Source organism: Nitrospira marina (assembly GCF_059568365.1).
The window spans coordinates 1875807-1893632 of sequence record NZ_JCANTH010000001.1; the positions used below are offsets into that span (position 1 = coordinate 1875807).

General features: G+C 50.8%; 10 protein-coding genes. All 10 read left to right on the forward strand.

The window, feature by feature from the left end:
- Nucleotides 1-309: 309 nt before the first annotated feature.
- The gene (locus tag LX98_RS07680) at nucleotides 310-2085 is read left to right on the forward strand and encodes an FG-GAP-like repeat-containing protein (RefSeq protein ID WP_496428344.1); all 1776 of its coding nucleotides are present in this window, start codon (nucleotides 310-312) and stop codon (nucleotides 2083-2085) included.
- A 564-nt stretch (nucleotides 2086-2649) separates the two neighbouring features.
- A complete protein-coding gene (locus LX98_RS07685; RefSeq protein ID WP_496428345.1) occupies nucleotides 2650-5967 on the forward strand; it encodes an InlB B-repeat-containing protein in 3318 nt (1105 codons plus the stop codon).
- A gap of 663 nt (nucleotides 5968-6630) precedes the next feature.
- The gene (gene tssE / locus LX98_RS07690) at nucleotides 6631-7470 is read left to right on the forward strand and encodes a type VI secretion system baseplate subunit TssE (RefSeq protein ID WP_496428346.1); all 840 of its coding nucleotides are present in this window, start codon (nucleotides 6631-6633) and stop codon (nucleotides 7468-7470) included.
- 2 nt (nucleotides 7471-7472) lie between these two features.
- Nucleotides 7473-9308 carry a type VI secretion system baseplate subunit TssF gene (gene tssF / locus LX98_RS07695; RefSeq protein WP_496428347.1) on the forward strand — a complete coding sequence of 612 codons (1836 nt, stop codon included), beginning with the start codon at nucleotides 7473-7475 and terminating at the stop codon, nucleotides 9306-9308.
- Nucleotides 9309-9342: 34 nt separating this feature from the next.
- Entirely contained in the window at nucleotides 9343-10407 is a 1065-nt protein-coding gene (gene tssG, locus LX98_RS07700; RefSeq protein WP_496428348.1) for a type VI secretion system baseplate subunit TssG, read from the forward strand.
- A 102-nt stretch (nucleotides 10408-10509) separates the two neighbouring features.
- Entirely contained in the window at nucleotides 10510-13176 is a 2667-nt protein-coding gene (gene tssH / locus LX98_RS07705) for a type VI secretion system ATPase TssH (protein WP_496428349.1), read from the forward strand.
- Between the two features lie 330 nt (nucleotides 13177-13506).
- Nucleotides 13507-15666, forward strand: a complete 2160-nt coding sequence (locus tag LX98_RS07710) for a type VI secretion system tip protein TssI/VgrG (protein WP_496428350.1) — start codon at nucleotides 13507-13509, stop codon at nucleotides 15664-15666.
- A gap of 13 nt (nucleotides 15667-15679) precedes the next feature.
- Nucleotides 15680-16192, forward strand: coding sequence for a DUF6484 domain-containing protein (locus LX98_RS07715; RefSeq protein ID WP_496428351.1), 513 nt, complete (start codon nucleotides 15680-15682; stop codon nucleotides 16190-16192).
- 253 nt (nucleotides 16193-16445) lie between these two features.
- On the forward strand, nucleotides 16446-17141 hold the full coding sequence (locus LX98_RS07720) for a TIGR02594 family protein (RefSeq protein ID WP_496428352.1): 696 nt from the start codon (nucleotides 16446-16448) through the stop codon (nucleotides 17139-17141).
- 26 nt (nucleotides 17142-17167) lie between these two features.
- On the forward strand, nucleotides 17168-17596 hold the full coding sequence (locus LX98_RS07725) for a hypothetical protein (protein WP_496428353.1): 429 nt from the start codon (nucleotides 17168-17170) through the stop codon (nucleotides 17594-17596).
- The last annotated feature ends 230 nt before the right edge of the window (nucleotides 17597-17826 follow it).

Sequence of the window (17826 nt, forward strand, 5' to 3'; positions counted from 1 at the left end):
ACTAAATCTTGTAAACGTATGCCACTTCTTTAATGCAAGCATAAGTTATACCATTCCCTACACCTTAATACTGTTGTGAACGAGATGCGTCACAATATAAGAAGGTTTAAATCCCCTCCTTTTTGTGTATGGGTCCCTGGCCATACATTCTCTTTTGTCCCTGTGGATATTATTCGAAGAAAGTATTACTGTGAGTCGAACTTCATGAGGATGAGGCTTTTACATTGCAGGATGCAACTCGGCGAAAAAAATTTCTAAATGCAATTTAAAATTAAATGTATTTATAAATCCTTCATGAAAGGAATCCATATGTTTGGTCAAGGTGAGAGAGTTCGTCGAGGAAGAAAATTCTGGTTGAGCGCGCTAAGTCTGTGTCTTGTGCTAATGATGCCGAATGGGGTGACCGCGGCTGATCTTTTCCTGATGGCGGGATGGAGGAACCTTTCTTTCGACCCGAGCCTTTACCAACTGACGAGTGATGGGACGGTGACCAAACTTGGCGATCTCACTCATCGCTCGAATGGTTTGGCCTTCGTCGGGTCCACCCTGTATTCCATTAATTTCAATGAATTTGTGGAACCTCCGACCTTATTCACGCTCAATCCGGCCACCGGGGCTTCCTTGACCAGTCGTTCCCTCACTTTAGCCGGAGTAACGATAATAGGGGGTACCGGCCTCGCCACCGAACCGGGCACCAACACCTTGTGGGCTTTACTCGTGGCAAGTGGGGAAAAGAACGACTCTCGACGGTTGGTGACTCTAAACCCTCAGACGGGAGTCGCCACTCAGATTGCGAAAATTACCGGACGCTTTTCGGACATGGCCTTTGATGCGGCCGGCACACTCTACGCCGTCTCGGGGAATAATCCCAGCAATGTTGCACAGGCTGAAATATTTAGGGTGAATAAGAGCACGGGTCAGACGACGAACTTTTTAAATGTGGGGGATGGTAAGGAAAGAAAGGGGGAAACGATTGGCCTGAACCCTTCGTCCGGACTGCTCTATCATCTGTCCGGTCAAAATATGCCAGGGCAGGGTGTTGCGGTGAAGGATCTTTTGTTTGAATCGATCAATCTGACGACCAAGGCGAGAACGACAATTAAAGAAGGCATTGTCACGCCCATCATCGGACCTGATTTTTTTGTGACCCAGGCTTTGACGGCGTTACCGGGCTCTACCTCGCCACCGCCGGGAAAAAGAGCCGATGGGGATGTCAATGGGGATGGGAAGGCCGACCTGGTCTGGCGCCACACCAATAATGGCAGCACCGCCATCTGGTTGATGGACGGCACGACGATGACCGGCTCGGGCTTTCCCGGCGGCGTGCCCCTCACCTGGCAGATTGCGGGAGTGGGCGATGTGGATGCCGATGGAAAGGCGGATGTCATTTGGCGGAACACCATCAATGGAGTCGTGGCGGTATGGCTGATGAATGCCACCACGGTGCGCACCACAGGCTTTCCCGGCGGCGTGCCCTTGGAGTGGCAGATTGCGGGCGTCGGCGATGTGGACAGCAATGGTACGGCGGATTTGGTGTGGCGGAACACCCTCACCGGTCAAACGGCCATCTGGTTGATGAATGGGACCACAATAGCTGCATCGGACTTCCTGGGCGGCGTCGCGGCGGTGTGGCAAATCGCGGGGGTGGGCGATGTCACGGGAGATGGCAAGGCCGATATTATCTGGCACAATAGTACCAACGGGATGGTGGCCGTGTGGGTGATGAACGGGCTCACCAGGACCTCGGTAGGATTTCCCGGGAGCGAGCCCACGGAGCTTGAGATCGCGGGGATGGGGGATGTCGATGGCGATGGCAAGGCCGACGTGATCTGGCGGAATACCACGAGCGGGGGCGTGGTGGTGTGGGTAATGAATGGCACCACGGTTGCTCGGGCTGACTCCCTGACGGGCCAGGCGTTGGCGGTAAACATAGTTCAGGTCGGAGATGTGACGGGCGACGGGAACGCGGACATCATTTGGCGCGACAGCAGCACCGGCGCCGTGGAAGTGTGGGTGATGAATGGGACCACCGTGATCAACACGGGTTTTCCCGGGACGGTATCGACGGTCTGGGAGATTCAATAGGTGCTGGACATTCTCCTACAAACTTCTCGGGTCCCACCGAAACTTTCTTTTTCCAACACGGGTCTATTTGGACAACGTTGGATGAGCCCGGGTGCGCATCTAGGGAAAGGGGTGGGACTCTAAGCATGTCTGAAGAAAGGTATCCCTAGTGCACGTGAAAAATTGAAGGCCCTTGTGTCTGTCGTTACTGGCATGGTTTGAACTTTCCTATGGCCTATGGGGTTTTCCTAAGGGGCATGGGGGCTTGACATTATTCACCAAAAAAATAAGCATACCGTCACACAGGTCGCAGACTTGATAGCTGTTACGCTGTAAAACAAAAGAGGACGGTTCCGGTCATGTGGTACCCAATAGGGTGTCATTAAAGAGCGTGGCGAGAGGAAAAATTTTCTTTTCTTGTCACGCTCTTTTTTGTGGCATACAGAGGAAAAAAAGTGTAGGTGGCACAGATTTTCAAACCCATTGAAAGGCAGGGATACAAGGAGGTAGGCGAAAAAACACAAAGAAAAGAATTTTGCAAAAGTTCTATTAAGTTTTTATAGAAGGTTTTTTATGGAATTTGGCATGCCAATTAAGCGTAACCGGCTCCGGCTCTTCCATATTTTTATTTTGATGTTTGGGACCATGCTGAGCACGTGGTGGGGAGTCGGAATTGTTCCGGCATGGGCTGTAACCACCTATGTTTCGGATGCCCAAAAGATTCTTAGGGATCACTGCACTGACTGCCATAATCCGAATGGTTCCAAAAACGATGTTCCTCTTGATGACTATGCTTCAGCTCAACCAAGGGGGGACCAAATTATTGTGCGGGCTGTGGAGGAAGGCAATATGCCGCCTGGTGGAGCTCTCCCGCCAGATTTGAAAAATCTTCTGAAACTCTGGAAAGACGATGGTTATCTCCGCTTTGCGTTTAGATTTGACTTAAATAGTGCAGGCACTGACTCGGTCTCCTGTACGACTTTAGTCGAAGGAGGGGCAGAGTCGCAGTGTCAACCGGAGATTAAATTTGACAAGTCCACCATTAGGGCCACTTTGGTAGCTAAGGAAAATGATCTTAAGACAAAATTTGCAAGCTGGAGTAATTGCCCAAATGCTTCAGGCAACCAATGTACGGTGACAAAAGAAGACGGATCTCAAGTGAGCAATAAAATTATCACCGCAAACTTTACGGAAGTAGGTATCAATAGATTGGATGTCCAAAGAACTGGGAATGGTTCAGTTACTAGTGACCCCTCCGGTATCGATTGCGGCGAAGATTGTGATGAGCAGTACAAGGATGCTGAGCCTTACCAGATTGTAAAGCTAATTCCTATAGCTGGGGCGGGGCTGGGGTCGTTTGGCCCTATTTTCGATAGATGGTCTGGAGATCCCGATTGTCTAGATGGATTGGTAACCATGAATCAATCGAAGAGCTGCACGGCTAATTTTATTTCTTTTCATAAGGGCACCTACAGTAGGTTGAGGATTACCACGACGGGCAAGGGTAATGTCACCACTGCACCAGAGGGCACCCCTTGTAATTTGCCGGGTGACACGGGATTTTGTGCGCTTTATACAAAGGACACCTCCGTTATTTTGACGCCTCATGCAGATGCTATGTACAAATTTGATGGATGGAGTGGTGACGAAGCTTGTTTCAGTGGAACGGTAACAATGAATTCATCCTGGACTTGTACGGCCAATTTTTCTGAGGTAGCTCCGCCATCGCCCATTTTTTGGCCATTAAGCGTTAATAAAACAGGGACGGGGAGTGGCACCCTGACGAGTGCGCCAGCGGGAATTTTCTGCGGCACCGATTGTACGGATAGATATAGTGACGGCTCAACGGTGACGCTGACGGCGAAACCGAGTGGGGGATCAACTTTTGAGGGATGGAGCGGCAACGGATGTGCTGGAAAGGCCCTCACCTGTGAGGTGCTCATGACATCGGTTCGCGATGTCACCGCCACGTTTACTTCCATTTCCAGAATCCTAACTGTGGCCAAGGTCGGCACCGGGAAGGGTACGGTCACCGGCACCGGCATTACCTGTGGGGCTGACTGCACGCACACCGTTGACGATGGTACCTCGCTAATCCTCACTGCGACTCCTGAGGTAGGCTCTTCCTTTGTCAGTTGGAGCGGCTGTACCTCTACCTCCGGAAATCAATGCACCGTGATCCTGTCGGGTGACCGCACCGTCACTGCTATGTTCAGAGAGGATCCTGTTCAACATACTCTCACGGTCACAAAAGCCGGCACGGGGAGTGGCACCGTCACCGGCACCGGTATCAATTGCGGGAGCGATTGCAAGGAAGCTTACGCAGACAGCACAAAGGTGACGCTGACGGCGGTCGCCAATGCGGATTCGACCTTTGGGGGTTGGAGCGGGGCCTGTTCAGGCACGACCAACTCCTGTACCGTCACTATGACGCAAGCTCGCATGGTGGGCGCTACGTTCACCCCGAAGAATGGGAACGCACCGGTCACCACCTATGATCAGGATGCCCAGGCGGTTTTTGCCGCGAAATGTTCGGGCAGTTGTCATATGCCGGCCGGATTTCATACCTGGCACTTGGCCTATGCGAATGCGTTTGCCAAAGGGCCAACGATTATCGACCGGGTGAATCGAACGGATGCGCTCACCATGCCCCCTTCTTCTGCCACCCCGATAACTACCGGTGAACGGGCTATCTTGAATAAGTGGGCCACGGACGGCTTCCTCAAGTCCGCCCCGGCGGCTCCCCTGCAACACCTGCTCACGCTCATCAAAGCTGGTGCAGGCAGTGGCACGGTCAGTAGTGCGCCCGCCGGCATCATATGCGGCAACGACTGCACGGAGTCCTACAACCCCGGCATCGCGGTGACACTGACGGCTAGTGCCGATTCGGGCTCAACCTTTGCGGGCTGGGGCGGCGGCGCGGGCACCTGTTCGGACACGATCAATCCGTGCACGGTCCCCATGACGGCGGCGCGAACGGTGACCGCCACGTTTACTGGCGCCGTAATGGGAGGGACCGATCTGGCCGACCTGGATGGCGACGCGAAGGTCGATCTGGTCTGGCGCAACACCAGTGATGGCAGTACCGCCATCTGGCTGATGAACGGCACCACGATGGCCGCCTCGGGCTTCCCGGGTGGCGTGCCCTTGGAGTGGCAGATTGCGGGGGTGGGCGATGTGAATGCCGATGGGAAGGCGGATGTCATTTGGCGTAAAAACACCAGCGGCGCGGTGGCCGTGTGGCTGATGAAGGGGACCACCGTGATCACCACCGGCTTTTCCGGCGGTGCGCCGACGAACTGGGAGATTGCGGGGGTGGGCGATGTGGACGGCAATGGCACGGCCGATGTGGTCTGGCGGAATACCCTCACCGGGCAAACGGCCATCTGGTTGATGAATGGGGCCACGGTTGCCTCAACCGGTTTTCTGGGCGGCGTCCCAGCGGTGTGGCAGATCGTGGGGGTGGGCGATGTGAATGCCGATGGGAAGGCGGATATTCTCTGGCGGAATAGTACCAACGGCACGGTGGCCGTGTGGGTGATGAACGGGCTCACCATCACCGCGGTGGGGTTCCCCGGCACTGCCCCCCTGAATTTTGCGGTCAATGGGGTGGGCGATGTCGATGGCAATGGGACGGCCGATGTGGTCTGGCGAGATACCACGAGCGGGAGCGTGGTGGTGTGGTTGATGAACGGGACCACAAGGGCCGCGGCGGGCTTCCTAACGGGCCAGGCCTTGGAGTGGAGTATTGTTCAGGTCGGGGATGTGACGGGCGACGGCAAAGCGGACCTCATCTGGCGCAACAGCAGCACCGGCGATGTGGAAGTGTGGGTGATGAATGGGATCACTGTGACCACCACGGGTTTTCCCGGGACGGTGGCGACGGTCTGGCAGATTCAATAGCGCAGGCGAGGACCGGCGGTCTCCCTTCCGAGCGGGAACGAATGTGCACTGAAGTGCCAATATAAACGGAATTTGTCAGGACAATGATTGATGAATCCTGTACTGGTCACCAACTGAACAAGCCTTAGGCGATAGACTGGTTGGATGTTCACTGTAGTCCCAGAAATTTCGTCTGATGACCGAATGATGAAATCTCACTTTTTATAAAAAATACCGAACTGTAAACATCGAATCTGCTTTATCGAATAATATTTAGCCTTTCTCGTTGGTGTCGGATTAGTTGTACTGGCCGAACATTTCTCCCTCGTTTGGTTAATTGCCAAGGCCCACTTCCAAAAGAGTTCATCGAGGCGATTCCCAACACCCGGCAAATTAGAGGGAGCGTTGCTGTATGATACTTCTGTACCAAAATGGGCCTGTGTATTAGAAGGGGCTCATGGCTGATATAAATTTTTGTGGAGTCCGTGAAGCCTCGTTATCTGCAGTCCAATTGAATGCCACGGCATAACAGCTCAATATCATTTCTCTTGACTGCCAGAGGGAACATGTTGGATTCCTGAACGATCGTTAAATTTTGTCAGTTCTATTCTTCCTTTATTTAACGGGTTGGGGTATCCTAAGCCACCATTCATACTTTGAACCCTGTTTCGAGGCGCAAAACGTATGAAACCCTCTGATTCTCGTTCCCGAATTTCCCCTTCTATTTTGGATCGGTTGCTGAGTGCCGACCAGCATCAATCGTCTCCCTTGTTTTCTATTTTTGATCTTCTGAATGCGAATGGATGGGTGGCGTTACTTCGTAAAGCTGAGGATCCGATCTCCGGGTACCTGAAAGATCAGTTTCCCGTTGATGTTGCGGCTCACGTTGAAGCCTATGATATCGCGAACCCCGTGCCTGGATTTCTTCAGGAAGGATTGGTGGCAGTATTGAATCGAGTGGTGGATGGGCCCTGTATCTATGAGGCCGAGCGGTTTGAGGGCATCAAGCTTTCAGAGGAGGTCATTCGGCTTTATGAAGAGAAACCGAAGGGACGAGGCCTGATGCATTTAAATCGGATGTTTTTGGAAGACGTTTATCCGCGTCATCTCCGGTCGCGACGCTTTCGTGACACACCCTATTCCGTGCAACAACTCAAACAATCCGTGTCGCGGGATATTGAGGCTTTATTGAATACGAGACGGGAATTGTTGACCAATCTCCCTTCTGAATATCAGGAATTACCTCGTTCTCTCCTGACCTACGGATTGCCTGATTTTACGTCCAGGAGTCTCCAAAATCATGTTGATCGAAAATCTATTCGCCGGGAAATTGAGCAAAATGTTGCGTTCTTTGAACCGCGGTTGAAGGCCGTAAAGGTGATTATCGAAGATCCTAAAAAATTTGAACAAGCCCTGTATTTTCGGATTGACGCACTGTTACGGGTGGACCCCAATCCGGAAGCCGTGAGCTTTGATGCGGTTCTGCAATTGAGTACCGCCAAATATGAAATCAAGAGTCCTTAACGATGGAAGATCGATTACTCCATTACTACGAACAAGAGCTCACCTTTTTACGAAAAATGGGGCAGGAATTTGCCCAGGAATACCCCAATGTCGCCGGAAGTTTGCAATTGGAGGCGGGAAAAGGGGAAGACCCTCATGTGGAGCGCTTGTTGGAAGGATTTGCCTTTTTAGCCGCTCGCATTCACAACAAATTGGATGATGAATTTCCTGAACTGACGAATGGGTTGTTAAGTATTCTCTATCCCCATTTTTTGGCTCCCGTCCCTTCGATGTCCATTGTGCAGTTTGTTCCTGATCCTATGCAGGGTAAACTGACCTCGGGCTATACCATTGATAAAGGGACGTTGTTGTATTCGCGGCCCGTGAAAGGGACGCAATGCCGGTTTCAGACCTGCTACCCCACCACCTTATGGCCCATCGAGGTGGTGTCGGCCCAATTAGAACCACCTGACCGTCTTCCCCGTGGTGTTTCCGCTGAGTCGACGATCCGGATGACCCTACAATGTCAGGGAGGTGTGACATTTGAGGATCTTGAATTAGAACAGCTCCGTTTCTACTTGCATGGAGAAAATCTATTGGTCCATGCGATGTATGAATTGCTGCTCAATAATTCTCTGTTACTCAGTGAGCAATGTGGGGTCCTCGTTCGGGGAAAGGTGGAATCGGGGAAGACGAAAACTCTTGAGCTTCCCCCGCAGAGTCTTCAACCCGTTGGCTTTCAGGAAGATGAAGGCTTATTTCCCTATACCCAGCATTCGTTTGTCGGGTATCGATTATTGCAAGAATACTTTACCTTCCCGAAGAAATTTCTGTTTGTAGATCTGGTTGGATTGGATGCGGTCCGTCGAGAGAAATTTGGTGACACCATTGACCTGATTATTCTGCTGGATCGGGTGCCGCACCTGGAGCAATCGGTGGATGCCGGGGTCTTCCGTCTGGGGTGCACCCCCATTACAAATCTGTTTGACCATATTGCCGAGCCCATTCGAATCGACCACACGCAACATGAATACCGGGTGATTCCTGATGTGCGACGGCAGGAGGCCATGGAAGTTTATTCTATCAATTCTGTGATCTGTACCTCGCCTCATCAGGAAATTGTTGAACCGGTTCTTCCCTTATATTCCTTGCAACATGCCGCTCTGGATTCTCCCCAGAAAACCTTTTGGTACGCCAAGCGGCGACCGTCGACGCGTAAGGGAGATGATGGGACGGAGCTCTATCTCTCTCTGGTCGACTTGAATTTTCACCCTTCCCAGCCCGGAACAGATACGCTCACGCTGCATACCACGTGTACAAATCGGGACTTGGCCGGCCGATTACCTCCGATGAGTGAGGAGGGGGGGTATTTTGAATTAGAGGGATCAGCGCCGCTGTCAAGAATCCGGTATTTGGTCAAGCCGACCAAAACCCTTCGCCCTCCGATTGGGGGTGCCGGCCAGTGGCGCCTGATTTCGCATCTTTCGTTGAATTACCTCTCCTTGATCGAAGGGGGAGAAGATGGATTGCGTGAAATTTTAAAGCTCTATGACTATTCCGGGACGGCTTCGGTCCGACAGCAAATCGCGGGTATTAACAAGGTCTCGAGCCGGTCGGTCGTGCGCCGCCCCCCAGGGATGGGATGGGATGGTTTTTGTCGGGGCCTGGAGGTGTCTTTGGTGTTTGACGAAGAGAAATATGTGGGAAGCAGTGTCTTTTTGTTTGCTTCCGTATTGGAAAAATTTCTGGCTATGTACACCTCATTAAATTCTTTTGTGGAGTTCGTGGCCAGGACGACCCAGCGGGAAGTGCCATTGAGAAGATGGCCCCCACGAGCAGGTCATCAAATTCTCCTATAACACGAGGGCATGGTGAACCCATGGCGTCAGGTTTATGAGATCCCGTGATCCCAGCATCCTGAACCAGTTGTTGACCGAAGGGTACCGGTTTGATTTTTTCCAAGCTGTACGTTTGATCAATCGTGCGTCGGCCGATCGAGACCCTTTGGGGTATGCCGCTCTTCCGGGGCGGGAATGCCTTCGCATTCATTCGCTCCCAAATCTCAATTTCCCTCCCAGTGCGATTTACGACATTACCCGATCGGATAATCCTCAGGACCCCTTTCACATGACCATTGCCTTTATGGGCTTAACGGGGCCCCTCGGGGTATTGCCCCGATATTACACCGAATTGATCATGGAGCAATTGCGGCATCAAGACCGAACCATGTTGGATTTTTTTGATGTCTTTACCCATCGATTAGTGTCCTTATTTTATCGTGCGTGGGAAAAATATCATGTGGTGGTGTCCTTCGAAGGCGCGACGTTTCAGAAGAAAAAAACGGATCGGGTGGCCCACATTATGTTATCCCTCCTGGGGTTAGGCACAAAAGGCCTGGTGGAACAATTACCCTTTCCACCGCAGGCCCTCCTGGGCTATGCCGGCATCATGGGGCTTCGGACACGGTCCGCCCATGCCCTGGGTCAGGTCCTCTCACATTTTTTTGGGGTCGTGACTCACATCCATCAATTTGTTGGCCAGTGGGTGGCTTTGGAGCCGGAAGATCAAACACGGTTGGGCGGTCCGAAACAATATCGCTTGTTGGGACAAACGGCGTTCGCGGGAAGTCACATCTGGGATCAACAGGCACGGTTTCAGGTGAAGTTGGGCCCCCTGTCACTCGAACGATTTTCTCAATTTCTTCCCTCCGGCACGAGGTATCATGCCTTGGTGCAGCTCATCAGATTTTTTGCCGGGCAGCACCTTCAATTTGATATTCGGCTCGGGTTGAAAGGGAAAGAGGTGCCCTATTGTCGACTGAGTGAGAGAGCGGATTGTTCCCCTCAGTTGGGATGGACGACGTGGTTGAAATGTCAGGAATTTACGCAAGATGCGGACGATGTCGTGTTTAAGGGGGAACTCGCCGCTTCTGCACGCCCGATAGAGTTGGGTGCATGAGGAAGGATAAAAGGATCTGGTTGGTCCCGTAAGGGAAATCGTCACATACTTTTCAGATTATGCTGTTATTCATCCATTTATTAAACGGACAAGGGTGAGATTATGCAGGTCACATTAAAATCATTGGTTGGACGATTAAATGATGGGTGCCGGACCGCGCTGGAGGGGGCAGCCGGTCTGTGTTTAACCCGGACTCACTACGAGGTCGATCTTGAGCATCTGTTTGCGAAACTTTTAGAAATACCCAATTCGGATCTCCAACAAATTCTCAGGGCTTTTGAGGTGAATGCCTCACGGTTTGAACGAGATGTGACCGTGGCCTTGGATCGATTTAAAACAGGAAATGCCCGGACTCCCGCGTTCGCGCCGCAACTCTCGACGCTGATTGAGGAAGCGTGGCTGTTGGCTTCCTTGGAATTCGGGTCGGCCAAGGTTCGCTCCGGGCATTTATTGTTGGCTTTGTTAAGCAAGGATACTCTCGCACGGGTGGCACGAGATATTTCGAAGGAATTTGCGGCTATATCAGTAGAAAAATTAGACAAGGAGTTCGATAAAATCACGGCTGGGTCTGCCGAAGCGCAATCGGCAATGGGATTGGGCGAGCAGCCGACGGGGGAAGGTGGACAGGCTCCGCTTGGTGGAAAAACCAAAGCTTTGGATCAATTTACCGTCGACCTGACGGCCAAGGCCAAGGCGGGACAGATTGACCCGGTATTGGGACGTGATTTTGAAATCCGTCAGGTGGTGGATATCCTCACGCGACGACGACAGAACAACCCCATCATGACGGGTGAAGCCGGAGTGGGGAAAACTGCCGTGGTGGAGGGGTTTGCTTTGCGTATTGCTCAGGGAGATGTGCCGGAGCCCTTAAAAAATGTCGCGCTTCGCACACTGGATTTGGGCCTGTTGCAAGCCGGAGCGGGCATTAAAGGCGAATTTGAAAACCGGTTGAAAACGGTGATTGAAGAAGTGAAGGGGTCTTCACAACCCATCATTCTTTTCATTGATGAGGCCCATACCATGATTGGGGCGGGCGGACAGGCGGGTCAGAACGATGCCGCGAATCTTTTGAAACCCGCCCTGGCCCGTGGAGAATTGCGCACCATTGCGGCGACAACCTGGGCCGAATACAAGAAGTATTTTGAAAAAGATCCGGCATTGACCCGTCGCTTTCAGGTCGTGAAGGTGGAGGAGCCGTCAGAAGAAAAAGCGATTGTGATGATGAGAGCGCTGACCGAAACCTTGGAAAACCATCATAAGGTCAGAATTTTGGATGAAGCGGTTGAAGATGCCGTGAGGCTGTCACATCGCTATATCACCGGGCGCCAATTGCCGGATAAATGTGTGAGTGTCTTGGATACCGCGTGCGCTCGGGTCGCCATTGGGCAGGCGGCCACGCCGGGACCGGTCGAAGACGCGCAACGGCAAATTACCCAACTGGGCGTCGAAATGGCTGCGTTGGAACGGGAAGCTGTCACGGGCACGAATCACCAAGAGCGGATTGACAGTCTGAAGCAGAAAAAAAGCCAAGAGGAAGAGCGTTTTGCTCAACTGAAGGAGCAATGGGAGAAAGAAGCCGAGTTGGTAGGAAAAATTAGAGAAATCCGGTCCCAACTCGAGAATCAGGCGTCAGCGAAGGCATCTGCTGAGAAGTCTGCGTCTCCAGAGCCTAAGAGCAATCGGGATGGGCTTCGCGCCGAATTAGAACGCTTGAATAAAGAGTTAGAAGCGGTGCAGGGAAAGCAACCGCTCATGCAAGCGTGTGTCACGTCACAGACGATTGGTGAAGTTATTTCGGGATGGACAGGCATCCCCGTAGGAAAAATGTTGACGGACGAAATCCAAACCGTGCTGTCCTTGAAAGACAGACTGGAGCAACGGGTGATTGGACAGTCCCAGGCCTTGGAAGCCGTCAGTCAGCGGATCAGAACAGCGCGGGCCAACCTGACCGATCCCAAACGGCCGATCGGCGTGTTTCTCTTAGTCGGTCCGAGTGGCGTCGGCAAAACCGAAACCGCGCTATCGCTGGCGGAAACCATGTATGGAGGGGAACGCAACTTGATTACGATTAATATGAGCGAATATCAGGAAGCTCATACGGTGTCCTCTCTCAAAGGGTCCCCGCCAGGGTATGTGGGCTATGGGGAAGGTGGTGTCCTCACCGAAGCCGTTCGCCGGAAACCCTATTCGGTGGTGCTCTTGGATGAAGTGGAAAAGGCTCATCCGGATGTTATGGAATTATTTTATCAGGTCTTTGATAAAGGCATGTTGGAGGATGGGGAAGGACGCGAAATTGATTTTAAAAATACGGTGATCCTTCTGACGTCCAATGCCGCGACGGATATCGTCATGAAACTCTGTGCAGATCCGGATACCCGGCCGGAGCCGGAGGGATTGGTGGAAGCTATCAGGCCCGAACTGATTAAAATTTTCAAGCCGGCCCTTCTCGGTCGAATGGTCGTCGTGCCCTATTACCCGATTTCCGATACCATTATGCGGGAAATCATCGTGTTGCAATTGCGGCGCATCGGTCAACGGCTTCAAGAAAACCATGCAGCGCAATTTAGCTATGATGACGCGGTGATCAATGAGATTGGGAACCGATGCAAGGAGGTCGAAAGCGGAGCACGAAACGTCGACCATATTCTCACCCGCACCTTGTTGCCGGAAATGTCGGGAGAATTCCTCTCACGAATGAGTCGAGGAGAAGGAATTACTAAGGTCCACATTGGAGTGGATGCCGGAAAATTTCAATACAATTTTGTGTAAAGAGATCCGGGGAAAAGGATGATAGGGGAAAAGACGATAGAAAAAACAATCACTTGTTTTTTCAAGACCATGTGAAAATCAATTTCAAATATTTTAAAAAATTGAAACACCTGAGGCATTTTAAAACACCTATTTTGAGAAAATGCATGGTCGGGGACCGATTTAACTCACTGAAAGTTTGGGAGATTCTGATTGGTCTTTTTCAGATAATTTATTTCCGTTTTTGGCATTCGCCTTGCTTGATACATATCAAAAGTGAAAATCGCTTCATCCTGACAGAGGTCTCGGAAGACGGACCAATTTTTAGAGAACCACACTGGGAGAACGGCAATGCCTTTTACACAAGCAGATCGCCTGTTACGCATTGACACCCCTTTAGGGCCCGATGTGTTGTTACTGCGCGGGTTCACTGGAGAGGAGGGTATTTCTCAACTGTATCAATTCGAGTTAGACCTGCTGACCGAAGGTCCCGCCATTGATTTCGGAACCATCATCGGCCAGCCCGTCACGGTCACTGTGGAACTGCTCGATGAGAAGGAACGCTATTTCCATGGCTATATCAGTCGATTTGCTCAAACCAGCGGTGAAACGGGCGTCATCCACTATAGTGCGGAAATGGTTCCATGGTTGTGGTTTCTCACCAGGACCGCCGATTGCCGCATGTTTCAAAATAAAACGATTCCAGACATTATAAAAAAAATCTTTTCGGATCTCGGCTTTTCCGATTACCGCCTGGAATTAAAAGGGACGTATGAGCCCCGGGAATATTGCGTGCAATACCGGGAAACCGATTTCAATTTTGTCAGCCGGCTGATGGAACAATATGGGCTGTTCTATTTCTTTGAACATCAAGAGGATAAGCATATTCTGGTCATTGGGGATCATCCGAAGGTGCATACCAAGTTGCCGACGCAGGACATCGTGGAATGGGAAGGCCGGGGGAGCGGCCCATATGAAGCCGATTTCATCAATACGATTGAGTTTGAAAAAGAATTCCGCCCGGGAAAATTCACCCATACCGATTATAATTTCAAAACACCGAGTACAAGTTTGTCGGCCAATGTCCCCAGTGTCATCAGTATTGGAGGAAATGGTCAATACGAAATCTATGATTTTCCCGGCGAGTACGACAAGAAAGCCTATGGAGACACCTTAGCCAAAATTCGCATGGAGGAAGAAGAAGCGCGGCATCTTATTGTGACGGGTGGGGGTACGGTGCGGGCGTTTACATCGGGGTACACCTTTACATTGGAGAATTATGTTCCCCAGGAGATGAATCAAGATTATCTGCTAACCAGCGTTCACCACATGGGCACCATGGGGAATACCTATTCCTCGGGGGGAAAACGGGGAGGCGTGGAAGAGGCCTATTCCAACACCTTTACCTGCATCCCTGCCTCGGTGCCATTTCGTTCCCCGCAGGTCACGCCCAAACCGGTAGTGCAGGGCCCGCAAACGGCAATGGTCGTCGGTCCCAGTGGCGAAGAAATTTGGTGTGATGAGTACGGCCGGGTCAAAGTGCAGTTTCATTGGGACCGTGAAGGCGAACGAAACGAACTGAGTTCCTGTTGGGTGCGAGTATCACAACTCTGGGCGGGGAAAAATTGGGGAGCCATGTTTATTCCCCGCATCGGCCATGAAGTCATTGTGGAATTCCTGGAGGGAGATCCTGATCGGCCCATTGCCACGGGGCGGGTTTACAATGCCGAAAACATGCCCCCGTATCCCCTTCCCGAGGAACAAACGAAAAGCACGATCAAATCCAATAGCTCCAAGGGTGGAGGCAACTCCAACGAACTACGCTTTGAAGACAAAGCCGGCACCGAAGAAGTCTACCTCCACGGAGCCAAAGACTGGACCATTGCCATAGACAACGATAAAAACCAGACGGTCGGGCACGATGAAACCCAAAGCATCGGCAATGATCGGACTCGATCCGTCGGGAATGACGAAAGTATCACTATCGGGAATAATCGCGACAAAAAAGTGGGGGTCAATCAGAGCGAAAATGTGGGGGTTAATAAAACGATCACGGTTGGTGGCAATCATTCAGAAACCATCGGTGGCAATGAAACCGTGACCGTTGGGATTGCCGCCGCTCATACCATTGCTGCGGCCAAAGCCTTGACCATTGGGGCGGCCTATCAAGTCAGCGTGGGCGGCGCCATGAACGAAACCATCGGTGGTTTAAAGGCCGAAGAAATCGGTGGGGCAAAAACCGTCGTCGTTGGGGCCTTAAGCAGCGAAAATGTCGCAGCCAATAAATCAGTCGATGCCGGAGGAAGCATTTCGGAGACTGCCGCAAAAAATGTGAGCATCTCAGCAGGGAAAAACATGACTCTGACCGCAGCGGATCAAATCACCATTAAAACTGGAAGTGCTTCCATTGTCATGAAAAAAAATGGGGAAATCAGCATCAATGGAAAGAAAATTTCCATTACGGCCTCCGGCGACATCGTCATGAAGGGCAAAAAGATTTTGCAAAACTAGCAGGGGGAGCAATATGGAACGGGAACGAACGGAACGGGTTCTGGAATTCCTGACCGAGAGAGATGATTCAAGCAATGGCCCGCAGACGGAAGAACGGTCGTCAGTGCAGGGAGTAGTGCGCGGCATGGTCTCAGAATTCGATCAGGCAACAGGAACCATACATATTGTAGTACCTCGTCTGTCCCTCCTAGAGCCGATGGCCGCGAGATCCATTGTGCCAATTGCCAGGACTGATGTGGGACGAGAGGTGCTTGTGGCCTTTGAGGCGGGAGAGACCAGCGCACCATTTATTGTGGGTCTTCTCTGGCAACCAGGACAAAATTCTCCAGTTCAAGCGAAACCGATTGAAGCCAGAGTGGATGGTGAACAGATCGTCATCGAGGGGGAAAAAGAAATCGTGCTCAAATGCGGCAAGGCCAGCATAACTCTCACAAAGGCCGGGAAGGTTTTGATCCGTGGGACCTATCTCCTCAGCCGATCCTCCGGGGTCAATCGAGTGAAGGGTGGTTCCGTTCAGATCAACTGAAATGCTGATAAATATTAAAATCATGGTGAGTTGTTCGGCAAAGCTCACAATGCAGTAATCATAAAATGATGCCGTTTTGTGTCGACTGCAAAGCCATTTATGTGTAATTTGACTTGTGCGAGAGATATGAGCTGCAGCCGTAATCAGATGAACGGAGAGGGTTCATTCAAGGAGATGATTTTCTGAATTCAGTTTCGAAAAAAATATTCCTAATTGATATTGAATCCGAGGCTTCAGTGAAAGGCCATTCAAGATGTCAATATTTTTAAAGCTGGGAAGTAAAAATTCTGAGGTCACTCGTTTGCAAACATTACTTATAAAAACAAAAACGGCCAATTTAAAACCTGATGGAGATTTCGGGCCGAAGACCGACGCCGCGGTGCGTAAGTTTCAGGCTATAGCTGGCATTGGGATTGACGGGGTGGTAGGTCCTAAAACTTGGGCGGCATTAGAAAACGCCGCAAGTGGCAAAAAACCCACAAAAGTTTTTGATTTGATTGACACGACAGGAGCAAATTGGATGAAGGTTGCCAAACAGGAAATCGACCAGACTGAAATAAGAGGCTCAAAGCACAATCCAAGGATAATACAATATCATGCCACCACAACTCTGAAAGCCACCACAGATGAAACAGCTTGGTGTTCATCATTTGTTAATTGGGTATTGAAAGAGACCGGTATTAAAGGAACAAATTCAGCGGCTGCAGCAAGTTGGTTAACCTGGGGAGAAACCGTGGCCGCGAAGCCTGGAGCAATCACGGTAATTTATGATCCTAGTGCTGCCAACAGCAACTTGAGCCGGTCGGGAAATCATGTAGGCTTTTTGGTTAAACAAACCGCCACACATTATGTACTGCTCGGTGGAAACCAAAGCGACAGTGTGAAAATCTCTCGGTATCCTCAAAAAACCTGGACATTAAAGGGATATCGCTGGCCGGCAAAGCAATAGCGGCAGAAATCCCATGGAAGAAATGTATGCAAGCCGTTAAAAGCATAGTAGTCATTTTTATCATAATGGTTCCATTGGCCTGTTCTGCTCAACAAAACGAAAATTTTGATACCTATTGGTCAACATTTCGAAAGGCAACGCTCGAATCAGACTATAACACCTTAACCCCACTGATAAGATTTCCTCTTGAAGTAAAAGGTGTGTCTGATTTCGAAGCGGTGAAACATTACGATGCCCGCCAAATACCCGACCTATTTCCTCAATTGCTGGCTCAACCGGTATTCCAGCTGAAGGGTGAAGACGTGATTGAGAAAACCGTTACCGACTTGTTGCAGGAAAAAACAATTCTGGATAAAGAATTGTATCAAAACAAGCAACAGGTTCGCATCGACCAATGGTTATTCGAACAGATCGATGGAAGATGGTATTTAGTGAGAGCCTATTTGGAAGAATAGGCAGAGACCATTTTGTTAATAGGCGTATTGCTATGGCACTTTCAAATGAATGAACTTTGGAAAATAAACAATGGTTCTTTTCGTTCACAGTAAGCATATTGATGGGCGAATGGAAAACGCGCATCTAATTGTTCATTAATTAATCAACATGGAACTGCCAAGGTCACCAAAATGCTAGCCAGATTCCCCATAGGGATGAAACCCAATGGGCGGAAACTCCTGGTCCAAGT

Coding starts and splice junctions, on each gene's coding strand:
- tssE (WP_496428346.1), top strand. CDS start 6,631: ATGAAACCCTCTGATTCTCGTTCCCGAATTTCCCCTTCTATTTTGGAT.
- tssH (WP_496428349.1), top strand. CDS start 10,510: ATGCAGGTCACATTAAAATCATTGGTTGGACGATTAAATGATGGGTGC.
- tssF (WP_496428347.1), top strand. CDS start 7,473: ATGGAAGATCGATTACTCCATTACTACGAACAAGAGCTCACCTTTTTA.
- LX98_RS07715 (WP_496428351.1), top strand. CDS start 15,680: ATGGAACGGGAACGAACGGAACGGGTTCTGGAATTCCTGACCGAGAGA.
- tssG (WP_496428348.1), top strand. CDS start 9,343: ATGAGATCCCGTGATCCCAGCATCCTGAACCAGTTGTTGACCGAAGGG.
- LX98_RS07680 (WP_496428344.1), top strand. CDS start 310: ATGTTTGGTCAAGGTGAGAGAGTTCGTCGAGGAAGAAAATTCTGGTTG.
- LX98_RS07725 (WP_496428353.1), top strand. CDS start 17,168: ATGCAAGCCGTTAAAAGCATAGTAGTCATTTTTATCATAATGGTTCCA.
- LX98_RS07685 (WP_496428345.1), top strand. CDS start 2,650: ATGCCAATTAAGCGTAACCGGCTCCGGCTCTTCCATATTTTTATTTTG.
- LX98_RS07710 (WP_496428350.1), top strand. CDS start 13,507: ATGCCTTTTACACAAGCAGATCGCCTGTTACGCATTGACACCCCTTTA.
- LX98_RS07720 (WP_496428352.1), top strand. CDS start 16,446: ATGTCAATATTTTTAAAGCTGGGAAGTAAAAATTCTGAGGTCACTCGT.